This window comes from Chryseobacterium sp. GW823-FHT05E08 (assembly GCF_058795655.1).
The window spans coordinates 894,360-910,642 of sequence record NZ_JBXAHY010000002.1; the positions used below are offsets into that span (position 1 = coordinate 894,360).

Genomic DNA, 16,283 nt, shown 5'->3' on the forward strand with positions numbered 1-16,283 from the left:
AATTTTTCAGAGCGTTTATTTTTTGTCGATTTTTTTTAGAAATGCATCAATTTTATTCATTAAAAAAGGAGCATTATTTTCTTTGTCCCAATCAAGATGCCCTCCATTAAACTCGAAAGATTCATTAACGACTTTGTTTTTATTTAAAAGAGAATCTAATATTTGCTTTTGAGATAACGGAATGATCTGATCATTATTTCCATAATAGGAAAGTGTTGGAGCTGAGGTACTGCTTATCCAGTGTGTCGGACTGGCAAAATTTATCATTAATACATCAGAAAAAAGACTTTTAGGATCAATTAAATGTTTTTCAACAAAAGAATAATCCGTATATTTTTTAAAATTGGGATCAGACAAATCGGATGGGCCAACAATATTGATTACCGCTTTTACTTTTTTAGCCTGATCAAATTTATAAGCATACAGCATAGACAAATGCCGCCTGCGCTGTTTCCTAAGAGAATAAATTTAGGTTTATATTGTAATGTTTTTTCTAAATAAAGCATTGCTTTATTTATATCCTCGGTCTGATTTGGGATTGCAAAACGTGAAGTTGAAGCCAATCGATAATCAATATTAGCAAAAATATGATTTGGGAATTTCTGCATCATTGATAAAGTGAAGAATGATAAATGAGATTTTTCTCCTCCGCGCCAGCCGCCGCCATGTATGATGATAAAAACATCAGGTTTAGAATTTAAACTGTTTTTCGGAATGTAAAGATCCATTTTTTGTTCTGAATCTTTTCCATAAGAAACATTTTCCTCGCTTTCAAAAGAAACTTCCTTACCGAGATTTATCGTTTTTTTCCTACAGCTTGTGGTGAACAGTAACATAAAGAAACATCCGAAAATTAGAATTAAATTTTTCATAGACATTAAAGATAAAAAACTCGCTGATTTCTCAACGAGTTACTGTACAAAATAATTTATATGAAGAATGATAATGATTGTTTTCTATCTTGTTCTGCTTTTGATGGCGTCAGAAGCACCTTCGATGTCTCTTACTTTTTTCACTTTCTGGTTTCCGAAGTTGTAAGTGATGCTTACGGTCATACCTCTTCTGAATTGGTCATTTTTTACGTAATTATAATTTCCGTTATCTTGGAAATCCTCGATTTCCACAACGTTTGTTCTCAATACGTCAGTTACGTTTACTGCAAACGTCCAATCGTTCCAGTTTTTCTTTAAACTTAGATCTAGACTCATTAGGCTTTTCAACATTCCTAATTCTATTTGCTGTTTGTCTACATAGAAATAATTAACTCCTAAGAACCAAGTTTTTTTCTTGTCTAAACGTAATGTATTGTTGGTTTGAATAATGATACTTGTAGATTTTACACTGTTTGAATAAACTAAAGGATTTCCTTCTTTATCTACAAAAGTATCCCCAGTTGTTGGGTCCTGAGCAAGAGTTCCGTTGTTGATATTGTGCTGAATTCCCGCATTGAAATTCATGGTTAAATATTGTTTAAAGAACGATCTCTGTATTCCAAGCATGGCAGACATTTCTTGTTTGTCCCCAAAATTTGTTCTGATGTAACGTAGTACATTTTGTTCGCCTACTGTTCCATTTGGTGACACAGGATAACCCTGCAACGGAACTTGAGTGATCTGATCTTTGAAATAAGAGTGATTTAAGATCAAGAAATATGAGCTTTTGTACATGTACGTTAATTCCTGATTGTACGTAGAAGATGCTTTTACAAATGGGTTATTTTGAGTGTAGTTATTTTCTGTCAGGATATTTCTTACAGGATTGATTTCCCAGAAACTTGGTCTTCTCATTCTGCTTGAGAATGAATAAGAAATATTATTGTTCTCATTGATAGCATAATTAAAGCTTGCATACGGTAAGAAGTTATTGTAATTTCTTTTTATTTCCTGATGACGCATTGTTGGTTCATCATTTAAAGGTGCATCTGCTGTTCCTAAGCTGCTGGTGATCTCATATCTGGCACCTACTTTTCCTGAGAATTTGTCTGAAAATTTCTTTTCGAAAGTCATATAAAATCCGTAAATATTTTCATCATAAACAAAATGATTGGGTTGATGTTCTTCGGATTTTATAGGAAGTACTGCGTTTTCTCTATAAGTGTCATTTTTGGTGTCATTATCGGTTTTTGTTTTATTATAATTTCCACCTACAGAAACTGTAAAATCATTTTTAAATTTCTGGATGTAATCTACTGTACCTGAAAAGTTATTAATGATTTGAGGAAGATCCTGATAAATTGTCTGGCTAAGGTCGGTATTGTTGCCTGCAGAATTTGCCAGATAAGTTTTATTGTCAGTAAACTGGAATCTTTTATAATTAAGGTATGCCGCATTTACATTTAACTTACTTCCTAAAGAATCTGTTTTCAATTCATAGTTTAAGTTAACTGAATTATTGTATGATCTCGCATCTTCTTTGTTTCTGGAATTAGTATAATTGGTAACATATTCTTTCTTTATTTCATCATAATAACGGATTGTGTTAAATAAATCCACCGTAGAATTATAGCTTTTATTAGCCCAAGTATTCCATGATAAAGCTAAATTGCTGTTGTCATTTAATTGATAATCAACATTTAAATAACCACCAAGATTTTTGTTAGGATCATTAATGTCACCTACAGATTCGTTTGAGGATAAATCGTTTCCGTTTCTTAACACATAAGATTGTCCCTGAATATTTTCACCGCCACTTAAATTAGCACTGATTCCCAGCTTATCTTTTCTGTAGTTTGCTGAGAAACTCGCATTGCTTCCGTTGAATTTGTTTTGTGAATTCGACATTCTCATGTTTCCGCTCAAACCATCACTCATCTTTTTCTTTAAAACGATATTGATGATCCCGTCTGAAGATTCTACCTGATATTCACTTCCCGGAACAGTAATTACCTCAATTTTCTGAATGTTTTCTGCTGGCGTATTTTTTAAGAATTGAACCAAAGAATCCGCATCCATATTACTTTTTCTACCATTGATATAGATTAAAGCATTGTTCTTTCCTGCAATTTTCAACGTTTTGTCGTCAGTAGAAGAGAGTAGTGGAGTCTGCTTTAAGATATCGAAAGTCGTGTTTCCTTTCGTAACTGGTGAAGCGGCAACATCATACACAAAACGGTCACTTTGTTTTTTGAAAACCTGTTTCGTTAAAGTAACACCTTCTATATTTTTAGTTTTTAAAGTATCTGATTTTTTTTCTTGTGCGAAGGTCAATCCGCTGAAAAATATGGCTGCGATAAGAATTTGAGTTTTCATGATAATCGTTTTAGAGAGTTTAATAGCTTGTATCTGTTATTATTTTACATTGCAAAGATATGTAATAAATTTAGTATCTTGCAATACAAAGTAGTAAAAATATTTTCATACTTATTTTAACAATCTGATTTACAGTAGCTAAAATTTAAATAAAAATTTTGATGTACTTTGATTTTCTACATAATAAGACAACTGTAACAAGGATTTTGTTACAGCGAAAAGTGAAATTGTTAAAAATAAATTTTATTCTCTATCGAAACGTGCTAATTTTTTATCAACCCAGATAGTCGCGAAAGGAAAGAAAGCGGATAATAGTGCGAAAACAAAATCTTCATCATCCCAATTATAAATTTTTCTTGCCGGAAGACAAAGTAAAAGATAAAGGGTAAAGAAAAGTCCATGCAGACTTCCAATAACACTTATGAAAATGATGGAATATAAATTTTCATCATAACGAATCCAAATCATGGCAACTCCATATAATAAAACACAGGAAATTGCTTCTGCCACGCAGATTTGTTTAAACCATTTAATGATTTTTTCCTGAGAATATTTTGAGAAAATTTTATCGATGAAGTCCATTTCTTGAGTTATGAATGATGAATTATAAGTTATGAATTAAAGCTTAAACCTTAATTTCTAAACCATTTTCCTGCCTGCAAATTTACTTATAAAAATTACTACCGTCCAAATAGTCAAAAACTTCCGGAGGCAGCATAGGTCTTACATTTTTACCGTCTTTAATCATCGTTCGGATCTCCGTTGCAGAAAGTTCAATAACCGGAGCTTTAATTAAAGAAATATTTTCATTTTGAAGATAATCAGAATCTTTTTTCTCTCCATCAAAAACTCTTGGATAAACAATTATGTGATGATTTTTGATCAACGTTTCGTAATTTTTCCATTTGTGTAAACTGCTAAGATTATCTTCACCCATAATTAAACTAAAAGAATAGTCAGGATGTTTTTCATGAAGATAAGTCAGCGTGTCAATCGTATAACTCGGCTTTGGAAGAGAAAATTCTACATTGGAAGCCCTCATATTCGGGTAATTTTTAATGGAAAGCTGTACCATATCCAGTCTGTTATGGTCTTTCAATAAGGATTTTTTGTCCTTGAAAGGGTTTTGCGGACTTACCACAAACCATAATTCTTCCATATCTGAATTTTCTAAAATATAATTAGCTAAAATCAGATGTCCAATATGAATTGGATTAAACGAACCGAAAAATAAGCCTATTTTTTTCATATTTCATTAGGGCTTAGGAATAAGCTTTTAGGGTTTAGGGTTGGTTTGTAGTTTTGAAATTATTGCATTCAACATCTTTGATATTTCCGTTAGCTTTTCATCGAGAATCTGAAACTCTTCCAAATTTAAATAATTTAAATTTTTGGAAATAAGTAATTGTGTCTCCAATTCAGCAGAACTTCCACGGGCAATTTTCAAAAACTGAATATAATCTAATTGAGATCTTCTCGAATGTCCTTCAGCAATATTTGACGGAATTGAAATCGATGAACGACGAATTTGATTCGTAAGACAGTAAATTTCTTCTTTAGGAAAATTCTTTGTACTGGAATAAATATCTGTTACAAGTGCTACAGATTTCTGCCAAACAATTAATTCCTTATAATTTCCCATTGCTAAAACCTAATTCCTGTTTCCTAATTCCTAATCCCTAAACTTAACGTCTTTAATATTAAGATAATGCGTCACATTTCCTTTCCAATGATTCTCTTCTAAAGTGAATACAATATCGAAATTTTTATTTTTAAAATCTTCTACAAACTGACCCAATTTGAAGCCTACACATTCAATATTTCGGCCTGTAGATTCCTGTTTAATATAAAACTTAACGTGATTATTATCTTTCCCCATCGTTTTTACATAACCTGAAAGTTTTTGGTTTTTGATCGCCAAAATCGGTTTCATGTTATGAGGACCAAATGGAGCCAGCTTTCTGTGGAAATTAATAAACTCTCTGTTCACATCATCGATCTGAATCTCAGAATCTATCAAAATAGAAGGTTCTTTCTGATGTTCTTTGATCTTTTCGGCAACAACTTTTTCAAATTTTATTTTGAAAGCATCAAACTTATCTTTTTCCATTGAAAGCCCTGCAGCAGCGTGATGTCCTCCAAATTTCAGGAAATATTCTGAACAGATATCCAATGCTTCATGAACGTCAAAATCCGAAACAGACCTTGCAGAAGCTACCATTTCACCATTGTTCCCATCAGTGAAAACCAGAGTAGGTTTGTAATAGGTTTCAATAAGTCTTGAAGCAACAATTCCGATAACACCTTTGTTCCATTCCGGATGGTAAACGATGGTTGTTAATTTGCTTTGTTGTTGAGATTCAATGATTTGATTCAATGCAGAAAGCGTAGAATTCATATCGAGTTCACGTCTTTCATCGTTGAGGTTCATAATATCACCAACAATTTGGTTAGCATGTTTCAAATTATCCGAAACCATCAACTGAACGGCAGCTTTTCCATGAGAAATTCTTCCTGCAGCATTGATTTTCGGAGCAATTTCAAAAACAATATTCGAAATCTCGAAATGAGATAATTTATCTTCTGGAATTAATAATCTTAACCCTAAATTTCTCGTTTTTCTAAGAATTTTAAGTCCCATTTTAGCCAAAACTCTGTTCTCGCCGGTCATAGAAACAATATCAGCAGCAATAGAAATCGCCAGAAGATCTGTTAATTCAAATAATTCGGCATCGGGAAGTTTGTAAATGGTATTTAAACCCTGACATAATTTAAAACCAACTCCACACCCTGAAAGTTCTTTGAACGGGTATCTGCAGTCGCGTCTTTTCGGATCCAAAACAGCTACCGCATTCGGAATTTCGTCTCCGGGTAAATGGTGGTCGCAAATGATAAAATCAATGTCTAAACTTTGAGCATAATTGATCATATCAAGTGCTTTGATTCCACAGTCTAAAGCAATAATTAACGAAAAACCGTTTTGCTTGGCGAAATCAATTCCTTCTGTGGAAATTCCGTATCCTTCAGAATTTCTGTCCGGAATATAAAAATCAAGGTATTTTTTCTCAACAATTTTGCTGAGGTATAGGTACATTAAAGCTACGGCCGTAGTTCCATCTACGTCGTAATCTCCGTAAACCATTATTTTTTCTCCATTTTCAATAGCGTTTGCAATGCGCTCAACGGCTTTTTGCATATCTGCCATTAAAAACGGACTGTGTATATCGGTAAGATTAGGTTTGAAAAATTCTCTGGCCTTTTGATAATCGTCAATCCCTCTAAGAACGAGGAGCCTAGATTCAAAAGTTCCAAAACCAAGTGACGAACTTAATCCATCCACTATATCCTCATCGGGTTCAGGCTTGTAAATCCATTTTTGACTCATTTCACAAAAATAAGGAAAATATATTTTAAAAACGAGGAATTGTTATCATAAAAAAAATGTTGAAATATTTAATAATCTATTGTTTATCAGTGTTTTGATTGTTTTGTTGAAACTTTTTCAAATAAAATTCAATAAAATTTGAAATAATGAAAACCGAAACAGATTTGCTCTCGTAAGTAAGGTTATAACACTTAAAAAATTAATATTATGAAAAAAACGATCAGTGTTTCAAACAAAGGTGCCACTTTGGATACCGGAAGACGAAACTTTCTTAAACTTGGAGGACTTGGTATTGCTATGGCAGGCCTTGCCCTTGTAGGATGTTCAGATAATGAGTTTGATTATCAGTACATGGATCCAGCCAATAGATTTGATCTCGGTATAGGAGATGTTGGCGTTTTAAACTATGCGTATGCACTTGAACAACTTGAAGCAGATTTTTATACCAAAGTAGTAAACAGCTTTTACTCAGGGATTTCTGATGCCGAAAAAACACTTTTTACAGATCTTTATCATCATGAAGTGATTCACAGAGATTTCTTTAAAGCTGCCCTCAGCGGAGTAACAACCAATGTGTTGCCAACTTTGGAATTTCAATATCCAAACGTGAATTTCAGTAACAGAGCTTCAGTTTTAGCTACGGCAAAAGCTTTGGAAGACACTGGTGTAGCTGCTTATAATGGAGCAGGAAAATATATTACAAATCCGGATTATTTAGTCATTGCAGGGAAAATCGTTTCTGTTGAGGCAAGACATGCCTCTGCAATCAGAAATTTGATTAATCCTGGTTCTGCTGATTTTTCAGGAGATGATGTAATCAACGCAACCGGGTTGGATGTTGCTAAAGAGCCAACTGAAATTGTAAGTGTGGCCGGAGGATTCATCAAAACGCCATTCACTTGGAAAGAAAGAGGTATTAGCTAAATTATTCATCTTCAAAATCAACAATTATGAACATTCTTAAATTACTAGATAAGCTTTCTAACGATAAATTTTTCACTACAGAATCATCAAGATTAGAAACTCTTACGAATATATCTTCAATCGGTAAAAAAGCAGCAGTTGCTGCTGTACCATTAGGATTGGGAACTTTAATGGCAACTTCGGCTAAAGCTGAAACCACAACAACTTCAGGAACTTATTTTAAAACTCCGTTAACAGATGCTTTACAGCTGGCTTTAACTTTAGAATATCTTGAAGACGAATATTATGCAAAAGGTTTGGGTACTGCAGGACTTATTCCGAGTTCGGACAAAGTTGTATTTATGCAGATCTCAAAACATGAAACGGCTCACGTTGCCTTTTTGAAAAGTACATTGACTTCTTTAAACGTAACGCCTATAGCTAAACCAACTTTCGATTTTACTGTTGGTGGTAATTTTTCTCCTTTTACAGATTATAATCAATTCCTTATTCTGGCTCAGGCTTTTGAAGATACCGGAGTTAGAGCATATAAAGGACAGGCAGGAAATGTGATGTCGAACAAAGCAGTTTTACAGGCAGCTTTACAGATACACTCAGTTGAGGCAAGACATGCTTCTCAGGTGAGAAGAATGAGAGCTAATAAAGGCTGGATAGAATTGGCAGATGGTGGAAATATGCCTGCTGCAACGAATGCTGTATATGCAGGTGAAGGGAATACAAATCAAGCTGGATTCAATACGGCAAACGCTTTTGGTGCTGCTGCTGGTTCTGCTGCTTACGACGAAGTTTTAAGTGGTAGTGACGCAACGGCAATTGCATCTTTGTTTATTGTATAAGTGATTTCTTAATATTAGGTGTAAAATCCTTTTTCAGAATTTTCTGGAGAAGGATTTTTCATTTAAAAATGATATATTCGCCAGACTAAACTTAAAAATTATTACTATGAAAAAAATTATTATCGGTGTGTTTTTATTGGGCACAATTTGTGGCGTCAATGCACAAAAAATTAGTCTTGGAAAAGCGGTGGATGTAGTATCTAAAGGTTCAAAAGCGCTTACTTTTACAAACGAAGATGCTATAAAATTATCTAAAGAATCGGTAGATTATATGGATAAAAATAATGCTATCGCAGGACCAAAAGATCCTTATACAGTAAGGTTGAACAAACTTTTCGGGAAACATAAAACTCAGGACGGCCTTAATCTTAACTATAAAGTCTACAAAGTAAAAGATATTAATGCTTTTGCTTGTGCAGACGGAAGTGTACGTGTTTTCTCTTCTTTGATGGATATTATGACAGATGATGAATTGCTTGCAGTAATTGGTCATGAAATTGGTCACGTTAAAAATCAGGATACGAAAGATGCTATTAAATCTGCTTATTTAAAGGCTGCTGCCTTAGATGCGGCTTCTTCGGCTTCATCTTCTGTGGCGACATTGAATGACAGTCAGGTTGGTAAAATGGCTAATGAATTTCTGGATGCTTCACACAGTAAAAAACAGGAATCCGAAGCTGATACTTATTCTTATGATTTCATGAAGGCTAATAAATATAATGTTGTTGGGGCTTACACTGCTTTCAAAAAGCTAGCATTGCTTTCGGAAGGAAGTACTCAATCCGGTTTTCAGAAAATGTTTAATTCTCACCCTGACAGCGAAAAAAGAGCTCAGGTAATTAAGAAAAAAGCAGAAAAAGACGGTTTGTGGAAAGATCCCGGAGCGGTTACGTTGCCAACAGTGAAACTTACGAAATAATCAAGACCAAATTTTTATCATACAGCCTCAAAGTTACTTTGAGGCTTTTTTTGTTGAATGTTTTTGTTAAAATATATTTTCTTTATTAATTCCTTTCATTAAATAAACTTGTTTGATGTTTTTAAAAACGCAAATAGTTCATTTTTAATAATTTTCAATGCTATTTTATTTCACTTGAAAAGGAAATGGAAAAGCTCTTTAATGAAAATATTTATAAAAAAATGAAAATAATTTGAATCTGTAATTGAGAAAATTTTATTCTTTAAAAGATAATGTTGATTTATAATAATTTCGTAATTTTGATTATTTATAATATAATTTTTATGTTTTAAAATTGATTTTAATTTGTTAAAATAAGTTAAAATATAGTTATTGTGTAATAAAAATATATATTTGCTAAACAATAAAAAAACATTATGAGTAAAAAAATTACAGTAGGTTTCTTTTGTTTAATGACAGCTTCGTTGTTTTGCAAAATTAACGCTCAGACTTATCAAACATTAAATGTAACCAGTGGCTACAATGCAGATCTTGTTGCAAATGGATCGGGTATAGCATCATCCAGCACAACTCAAAGTGTAGACTCGCCAACCAATGGTTATGTGTTTATGTCTACAGATTTTATGAATGGCACAGGAGCAATGCCAACTTCAGGATTGCCAAGTTCGGGATTAATTAATTCCGCAAGTACCACAGGTTTATCATTTCAAATGGCTCCCTATACTTCAAATAACGCTTTGAGGTTGGCAAGTACAAATGATTCAGGAGTTTTAAATTTCGGATCAACACCAAAAGCTTCAAAATTATTTATGTTGGCAACAACGGGAAGTGGGACATCGGTTGCAAGCGTAGTTGTTAATTTTACAGATGGTACCAGTCAAACATTTACTAATCAGTCAGTAAGTGATTGGTATGGAGGTTCTTCATTTGCTATAAAGGGTATCGGTCGCGCAAGTAGGGTTACGGATGCTATCGAAAATAATGTTAATGACCCTAGATTATATGAAATTTCCTTAAATATAAGTGCAGCTAATCAGTCAAAGAACATTTCTAATGTTTCGGTAACAAAAACATCATCTGCTACAGGCTTTCTTTGTGTTTTCGGATTTTCTTATCAAGTTGCAAATTCATGTATAGCACCGGATTCTGTAACACCATCGAATTTGACTTCAAATTCGGCTACAGTTTCCTGGTCTGCCGTTTCCGGAGTTTCATCTTATGAGCTTTATAGAAGTACTTCAACTGTAGCTCCTTCGGGTTCTACTACACCAACAGATACAGGAATAACAGCTGCAACAAAAAATATTACAGGATTGTCTCCCGCTACAACATATAATGTATGGGTAAGATCGAACTGTGGAGGAGGAAGCGTAAGTGATTGGAGTCCTGTAAAGGCCAATTTTACGACATCTTGTACTTCTGTAAATACTCCATATACAGAAGATTTTGATTCCACTACAGCTGGAACTCTGCCAATGTGTACTTCACAGCAGATTATAAATCCGGGAGGAGATTGGACTGTTGATGATGCTACTGGATTATCCGGATTTTCGTCTAATGTAGTTTATACTTCAACCAACGATACAACGGATGCAAACACTTGGTTCTATACAAATGGTGTTAATCTACAGGCAGGAACTTCCTATAGCTTTACGTTTGATTATGCTAATTACGATCCTCAAAATTTTAAAGTTGCATATGGTACTTCGCCAGTAAATACTTCAATGACTAACATAATTAGTGATTATCCTAACGTAAATGTAACTACATATGCAACCGGATCTTTTACAATCACACCTGCGACGAGCGGAGTTTATTATTTCGGATTTAATGTATATACAACCGCAGCTATGAGTACAGGTTTTGGACTTATGATGCTTGATAATATATCATTAACTACAAGTTCATTATCTACTTCAGAGAACTTGTTAGCAAAAGGGGTACAGGTTTATCCAAACCCAACAAGTGATTACTTAAATATAAAAGGAGATAAGAAAGTTGCAGGAATCAAGATTTTCGATGTTTCAGGTAAAGTTGTTTTATCTTCAGATAAATCAGAAGAAAGAATTGATGTTTCTCATTTAACTAAAGGAGCTTATATCCTTACCATGAAAAATGCAGACGGAACTTCTTCAACACATAAGTTTATTAAAAAATAATAACTTAATTACTAAATTAGTAATAAAAATAGCTACTCAAACGAGTAGCTATTTGTTTTTATTGATGGAATTCTTAATGATTAAGAATACATTTTTTCTCTTAATTCCTTGATCTTTTTATCACCAAGATATTCGTCGTAAGTCATTTCTCTGTCGATAATTCCTTGAGGAGTTAATTCGATGATTCTGTTACAGACAGTTGAAAGCATTTCGTGGTCATGAGATGACAATAAAAGATTTCCTTTGAAGTTAGACAATGAGTTGTTCAACGTTGTGATACTTTCTAGGTCTAAGTGATTCGTAGGTTCGTCAAGTAAAAGAACGTTTGCTTTCTGAAGCATCATTCTACTGAACATACATCTCATTTTTTCACCTCCTGAAAGTACTTTACAAGATTTCAACGCTTCATCACCAGAGAACAACATTCTGCCTAAGAACCCTCTCATGAATTCTTCGTGACGCTCTTCATCATTTTTAGTGAATTGTCTCAACCAATCTACCAGGCTAATATCTTCCTGAAAGAATTTAGTGTTATCTAAAGGCATGTGAGACTGGTTTGTTGTAACTCCCCAAGCAACAGTTCCTTTATCTGCTTCAGTATTTCCAGCAAGAATTTCGAAAAATTCTGTGATAGCTAAAGAGCTTTTAGAAAGTACAGCAACTTTATCCCCTTTTTTAAGGTTTAAATCAATGTTTGAGAACAATAATTCTCCGTCTTTCGTTTTTTCAAGGCCTTTTACATCTAAAATTTGGTCACCTGCTTCTCTTTCCATTTCGAAAATAATTGCAGGATATCTTCTTGAAGAAGGTTTAATATCATCGATGTTTAATTTATCGATCATTTTTTTTCTCGCAGTAGCCTGTTTAGCTTTTGCAACGTTTGAACTAAATCTTGCTATGAAATCCTGAAGTTCTTTTTTCTTCTCTTCTGCTTTTTTGTTAGCCTGAGCTCTTTGTCTTGTCGCTAACTGAGAAGCCTGATACCAGAAAGAGTAGTTACCTGTATAAAGGTTTAATTTAGCATAATCTAAATCCCCGATATTTGTACAAACCGTATCTAAGAAGTGACGGTCGTGAGATACAACAATTACTGTATTTTCGTAGTCTGCAAGGAAGTTTTCTAACCATGCAATTGTTTCAATGTCAAGGTCATTCGTAGGTTCATCCAAGATCAATACATCAGGATTTCCAAAAAGAGCCTGAGCCAAAAGAACTTTTACTTTGTCCTGATTCTCAAGTTCGCTCATCATCTGCCAATGCATACCGTCTTTGATACCTACGTTAGAAAGCATCGTTTGTGCATCAGATTCAGAGTTCCATCCACCCATTTCATCATACACTACACCAAGTTCACCTGCTTTGATACCATCTTCATCAGAGAAATCTTCTTTGGCGTACAAAGCGTCCATCTCTTCTTTTATTTCAAATAATTTTTTATTTCCTCTTAAAACAGTTTCAAGAACAGTAAATTCGTCATAAGCAAAGTGATCCTGCTCCAAAACTGACATTCTTTTCCCTGGTTCCAGAGATACATGTCCTGTCGTTGGATCCTGCTTTCCTGTTAATATTTTAAGGAATGTAGACTTTCCTGCACCATTTGCTCCGATGATTCCGTAGCAGTTTCCTTTTGTAAACATGATGTTTACATCATCAAAAAGAACTCTTTTCCCGAATTGTAAAGATAAGTTAGATACTGTTAACATATAGTTTTGTAAATTTGGCGCAAAAATACGAAAAGAAATTGGGTATTTCGTAATAATGTAATATTCAAGTTTTTAATATGGGGTATTTTTTATATATTTCATTAATGAAATTTAAAAAAGGGAGTTCCAAAGGGGATAACTCTGTATAGGATTGGGTAAAACTCAATTTTAATGTAACTATAGGAATACTAAAATGAAGATTGAAAAAACAGTCAATATATTAAATAGAAGAGCTAGGTTCGAATATGAATTTATCGAAGAAATGGAAGCAGGTATGGTTTTAACCGGTACTGAGATTAAATCTTTACGTTCTTCTAAAGCCTCTATAACGGAATCGTTCTGTCAGTTTATTGATGGGGAATTGTACATCATTAATATGATGATTGATGAGTATAAATTGGGGACTTTTTATAATCACAAAACAAAAAGGGAACGGAAATTGCTGTTGCACAAAAAAGAATTGCAAAAGCTCGAAAAGAAGTTAAAAGATGCAGGAAACACTATAATTCCTCTAAAACTATATATCAATGATCGAGGAAAAGCAAAGGTCTGGATCGCCTTGGGAAGAGGGAAAAAGCTTTTTGATAAAAGGGAGAGCATAAAAGATAGAGAAAACAAACGAAATCTGGACAGAATATTAAAGAAAAGTTAAAAATCATTTGAAAAACTTTGTATATAAAGAAAAATTATATTTATTTTGCATTATCAATTATTTAATCATTTAATTCTATGAAAAATCTAAAATTAGGAATTTCAGCATTGGCACTTACTGTTGCTTCTACTGTGTTCGCTCAGACTACCAACAATCCGTGGATGATCGGAGTTGGTGCTCATGCAGAGAACCACACGGCAGTTAGAAATACATTCAGTAACACTTTTGCTGCAAAGAATTTAACGAAGACAATGTTCAATACGAACAACTTCTCTATTACACCTCCACTATCTAAACTTACAGTTGCAAGAAACGTAGCTAAAGGTTTTGTAGTAGACTGGCAGACTACTGTTGGTAATGTTGAAAACAAAAGATTCAACATGGGTAAAGAGTTTATGTTGATGACAGGTCTTGGTTTACAAGTAAAGGCTGCAGGTCTTTTATGGAACGAAGAATCTTGGTTTGATCCATATTTAAGAGTTGGTGCTAACTACTTAAGACATGACTATACTGCTCTTACTTTCCCTAGAACTGATGTTAACGGAGAGTGGGTACAGAATGGAGAAAACGGTAACGAAAACGGTAAAGCTAACTTCTTTACAGTTTCTACTGGTGCTGGTGTAAACTTCTGGTTGACTAAAAACTTCGGTTTAGGGGTACAAGGAGATTACGTTTCAACTCCAGGTGACAAGTCTACTGTTGCTAACTTCTGGCAAGCTTCTGCTTCTCTTAACTTCAGATTCGGAAACAGAGACAGAGATAAGGATGGTATCTTAGATAAAGACGATTTATGTCCAGATACACCAGGTTTACCAGAATTCCAAGGATGTCCTGATACTGACGGTGATGGAGTTCCAGATAAAGACGATCAGTGTCCAGATGTTGCTGGTCCAGTTGAAAACAACGGTTGTCCTTGGCCAGATACTGACGGTGACGGTGTAATCGACAAAGATGATGCTTGTCCTACAGTTGCAGGTCCTGCTGAAAACAATGGTTGTCCTTGGCCAGATACTGACGGTGATGGTATCCTTGATAAAGATGATGCTTGTCCTACAGTTCCAGGTCTTCCAGAATACAACGGATGTCCTAAGCCTAAGAAAGTAACAGCTGAAGAATTAGAGAAAAACTTTGGAAGTGTATTCTTTGATTTCAACAAAGCTACAATCAAAGCTGAATCTAAAGGAGCTTTAGATGCTGCTTCTGACTTAATTAAGAAAGACGGAGGTAACTATCTATTAGAAGGTAGAACTGATGCTAAAGGTGCTGAAGCTTATAACTTGAAACTATCTAGAGAAAGAGCTGCTGCTGTAGTTGCTGCTTTAGATGCAAGAGGTGTAGACGCTAACGCTCTTAAATCTATCGGTGTTGGTAAAGCTAAAGCTACAGTTCCTGCTACAGCTTCTGATGCTGAAAGACAAGTTGACAGAAAAGTAGTTGTAACTGCTGTTGAAGATGCTGCTCAGTGGAATTCTATTCAAAAAAGAGATTACGCAGATCCAACTCCAGTAAAAGTTAAGAAAAAAGCTACTAGCAAGAAAAAAGCTCCGGCTAAGAAAGCTACAGCTAAAAAGAAAAAATAATTAATTTTTCTAAATATAAATACCTCCAGTTCTCTGGGGGTATTTTTTTTTTGTTTACTTTTAATTAATTTTGTTGAAAATTTAAAAATAAAAATGGGAAGAGCGTTTGAATATAGAAAAGCTTCTAAAATGGCCCGTTGGGATAAAATGGCCAAGACTTTTTCTAAAATAGGTAAAGACATTGCATTAGCAGTTAAGGCCGGTGGCCCTGATGTTGAAGCAAATCCGGCATTGAAAAGATGTATCCAGAATGCGAAAGGAGCAAACATGCCAAAAGATAACGTTGAAAGAGCGATCAAAAAGGCAAGTGGTGCAGATGCAGAAAATTATGAAGAGATCACTTATGAAGGATACGGACAAGGTGGTGTTGCATTTTTCGTAGAGTGTACTACGAACAATACTACTAGAACGGTAGCTAACGTAAGAGCTATTTTCAATAAGTTTGATGGTAATCTTGGTAAGAATGGCGAATTAGCATTTATCTTCGACAGAAAAGGTATTTTCAGTATCGATATCGCTCAGATCAAAATGGATTGGGATGATTTCGAAATGGAAATGATCGACGGTGGAGCAGAAGACGTAGAAAAAGATGACGAAGAAGTAATGATTACAACTGCTTTTGAAGATTTCGGTTCTTTATCTCACAAACTTGATGAACTTAAAATCGAGGTTAAAAGTGCAGAACTTCAAAGAATCGCCAACAATACAAAAGAAGTTACAGAAGAGCAGTTTAAGGCAAATATGAAAATGCTTGACCGTTTCGAGGAAGATGATGACGTACAAAACGTTTATCATAACATGGAAATTACAGAAGAGTTGATGAACTCTCTATAAAAATAATATAACATTCATATACAGTTAACTTTCAATTAGTTTC

General features: G+C 34.1%; 15 protein-coding genes. 7 read left to right on the forward strand and 8 right to left on the reverse strand.

Annotated elements, in window-relative coordinates; genetic code table 11:
* Nucleotides 1-15: 15 nt before the first annotated feature.
* The 7 genes from AC1Q7L_RS10100 to recJ form a co-directional block, all read right to left on the reverse strand.
* Nucleotides 16-429 carry a hypothetical protein gene (locus AC1Q7L_RS10100; RefSeq protein ID WP_492305347.1) on the reverse strand — a complete coding sequence of 138 codons (414 nt, stop codon included), beginning with the start codon at nt 427-429 and terminating at the stop codon, nt 16-18.
* Nucleotides 390-872 carry an alpha/beta hydrolase fold domain-containing protein gene (locus tag AC1Q7L_RS10105; protein WP_492305290.1) on the reverse strand — a complete coding sequence of 161 codons (483 nt, stop codon included), beginning with the start codon at nt 870-872 and terminating at the stop codon, nt 390-392. The genes AC1Q7L_RS10100 and AC1Q7L_RS10105 overlap by 40 nt, the downstream gene beginning before the upstream one ends.
* An 84-nt stretch (nt 873-956) precedes the next feature.
* Complete coding sequence (locus AC1Q7L_RS10110; protein WP_492305291.1) at nt 957-3,248, reverse strand: TonB-dependent receptor domain-containing protein; 2,292 nt, start codon at nt 3,246-3,248, stop codon at nt 957-959.
* A gap of 243 nt (nt 3,249-3,491) precedes the next feature.
* Complete coding sequence (locus AC1Q7L_RS10115) at nt 3,492-3,830, reverse strand: DUF3817 domain-containing protein (RefSeq protein ID WP_066752792.1); 339 nt, start codon at nt 3,828-3,830, stop codon at nt 3,492-3,494.
* 82 nt (nt 3,831-3,912) lie between these two features.
* Entirely contained in the window at nt 3,913-4,497 is a 585-nt protein-coding gene (gene nadD / locus AC1Q7L_RS10120; RefSeq protein ID WP_066752785.1) for a nicotinate (nicotinamide) nucleotide adenylyltransferase, read from the reverse strand.
* Between the two features lie 27 nt (nt 4,498-4,524).
* The gene (locus AC1Q7L_RS10125) at nt 4,525-4,890 is read right to left on the reverse strand and encodes a four helix bundle protein (RefSeq protein WP_410691314.1); all 366 of its coding nucleotides are present in this window, start codon (nt 4,888-4,890) and stop codon (nt 4,525-4,527) included.
* Between the two features lie 30 nt (nt 4,891-4,920).
* Nucleotides 4,921-6,633, reverse strand: a complete 1,713-nt coding sequence (gene recJ, locus AC1Q7L_RS10130) for a single-stranded-DNA-specific exonuclease RecJ (RefSeq protein WP_410691313.1) — start codon at nt 6,631-6,633, stop codon at nt 4,921-4,923.
* Between the two features lie 207 nt (nt 6,634-6,840).
* Between recJ and AC1Q7L_RS10135 the strand changes: the two genes are divergently transcribed.
* The 4 genes from AC1Q7L_RS10135 to AC1Q7L_RS10150 all read left to right on the forward strand — a co-directional run bounded on the left by AC1Q7L_RS10135 (nt 6,841) and on the right by AC1Q7L_RS10150 (nt 11,471).
* Nucleotides 6,841-7,557 carry a ferritin-like domain-containing protein gene (locus AC1Q7L_RS10135; RefSeq protein WP_492305292.1) on the forward strand — a complete coding sequence of 239 codons (717 nt, stop codon included), beginning with the start codon at nt 6,841-6,843 and terminating at the stop codon, nt 7,555-7,557.
* A gap of 26 nt (nt 7,558-7,583) precedes the next feature.
* The gene (locus AC1Q7L_RS10140; RefSeq protein ID WP_492305293.1) at nt 7,584-8,393 is read left to right on the forward strand and encodes a ferritin-like domain-containing protein; all 810 of its coding nucleotides are present in this window, start codon (nt 7,584-7,586) and stop codon (nt 8,391-8,393) included.
* A 106-nt stretch (nt 8,394-8,499) separates the two neighbouring features.
* Complete coding sequence (locus AC1Q7L_RS10145) at nt 8,500-9,312, forward strand: M48 family metalloprotease (protein WP_492305294.1); 813 nt, start codon at nt 8,500-8,502, stop codon at nt 9,310-9,312.
* A gap of 416 nt (nt 9,313-9,728) precedes the next feature.
* Nucleotides 9,729-11,471, forward strand: a complete 1,743-nt coding sequence (locus AC1Q7L_RS10150) for a T9SS type A sorting domain-containing protein (protein ID WP_492305295.1) — start codon at nt 9,729-9,731, stop codon at nt 11,469-11,471.
* A gap of 80 nt (nt 11,472-11,551) precedes the next feature.
* Here the strand turns inward: AC1Q7L_RS10150 and AC1Q7L_RS10155 are convergent, their stop codons facing one another.
* On the reverse strand, nt 11,552-13,174 hold the full coding sequence (locus AC1Q7L_RS10155) for an ABC-F family ATP-binding cassette domain-containing protein (protein ID WP_410691308.1): 1,623 nt from the start codon (nt 13,172-13,174) through the stop codon (nt 11,552-11,554).
* A 193-nt stretch (nt 13,175-13,367) separates the two neighbouring features.
* On the opposite strand from AC1Q7L_RS10155, the gene smpB reads away from it, so the two are divergent.
* The 3 genes from smpB to AC1Q7L_RS10170 all read left to right on the forward strand — a co-directional run bounded on the left by smpB (nt 13,368) and on the right by AC1Q7L_RS10170 (nt 16,240).
* Entirely contained in the window at nt 13,368-13,826 is a 459-nt protein-coding gene (gene smpB, locus AC1Q7L_RS10160; protein WP_492305296.1) for an SsrA-binding protein SmpB, read from the forward strand.
* A gap of 77 nt (nt 13,827-13,903) precedes the next feature.
* A complete protein-coding gene (locus AC1Q7L_RS10165) occupies nt 13,904-15,406 on the forward strand; it encodes an OmpA family protein (protein WP_492305297.1) in 1,503 nt (500 codons plus the stop codon).
* A 93-nt stretch (nt 15,407-15,499) separates the two neighbouring features.
* Nucleotides 15,500-16,240, forward strand: coding sequence for a YebC/PmpR family DNA-binding transcriptional regulator (locus AC1Q7L_RS10170; RefSeq protein WP_492305298.1), 741 nt, complete (start codon nt 15,500-15,502; stop codon nt 16,238-16,240).
* Nucleotides 16,241-16,283 lie beyond the last annotated feature (43 nt).

What these genes read in the sequence shown, in the direction of transcription:
- AC1Q7L_RS10100 (WP_492305347.1), bottom strand. Translation starts at nt 429, where the DNA reads ATGCTGTATGCTTATAAATTTGATCAGGCTAAAAAAGTAAAAGCGGTA.
- AC1Q7L_RS10105 (WP_492305290.1), bottom strand. Translation starts at nt 872, where the DNA reads ATGAAAAATTTAATTCTAATTTTCGGATGTTTCTTTATGTTACTGTTC.
- AC1Q7L_RS10110 (WP_492305291.1), bottom strand. Translation starts at nt 3,248, where the DNA reads ATGAAAACTCAAATTCTTATCGCAGCCATATTTTTCAGCGGATTGACC.
- AC1Q7L_RS10115 (WP_066752792.1), bottom strand. Translation starts at nt 3,830, where the DNA reads ATGGACTTCATCGATAAAATTTTCTCAAAATATTCTCAGGAAAAAATC.
- nadD (WP_066752785.1), bottom strand. Translation starts at nt 4,497, where the DNA reads ATGAAAAAAATAGGCTTATTTTTCGGTTCGTTTAATCCAATTCATATT.
- AC1Q7L_RS10125 (WP_410691314.1), bottom strand. Translation starts at nt 4,890, where the DNA reads ATGGGAAATTATAAGGAATTAATTGTTTGGCAGAAATCTGTAGCACTT.
- recJ (WP_410691313.1), bottom strand. Translation starts at nt 6,633, where the DNA reads ATGAGTCAAAAATGGATTTACAAGCCTGAACCCGATGAGGATATAGTG.
- AC1Q7L_RS10135 (WP_492305292.1), top strand. Translation starts at nt 6,841, where the DNA reads ATGAAAAAAACGATCAGTGTTTCAAACAAAGGTGCCACTTTGGATACC.
- AC1Q7L_RS10140 (WP_492305293.1), top strand. Translation starts at nt 7,584, where the DNA reads ATGAACATTCTTAAATTACTAGATAAGCTTTCTAACGATAAATTTTTC.
- AC1Q7L_RS10145 (WP_492305294.1), top strand. Translation starts at nt 8,500, where the DNA reads ATGAAAAAAATTATTATCGGTGTGTTTTTATTGGGCACAATTTGTGGC.
- AC1Q7L_RS10150 (WP_492305295.1), top strand. Translation starts at nt 9,729, where the DNA reads ATGAGTAAAAAAATTACAGTAGGTTTCTTTTGTTTAATGACAGCTTCG.
- AC1Q7L_RS10155 (WP_410691308.1), bottom strand. Translation starts at nt 13,174, where the DNA reads ATGTTAACAGTATCTAACTTATCTTTACAATTCGGGAAAAGAGTTCTT.
- smpB (WP_492305296.1), top strand. Translation starts at nt 13,368, where the DNA reads ATGAAGATTGAAAAAACAGTCAATATATTAAATAGAAGAGCTAGGTTC.
- AC1Q7L_RS10165 (WP_492305297.1), top strand. Translation starts at nt 13,904, where the DNA reads ATGAAAAATCTAAAATTAGGAATTTCAGCATTGGCACTTACTGTTGCT.
- AC1Q7L_RS10170 (WP_492305298.1), top strand. Translation starts at nt 15,500, where the DNA reads ATGGGAAGAGCGTTTGAATATAGAAAAGCTTCTAAAATGGCCCGTTGG.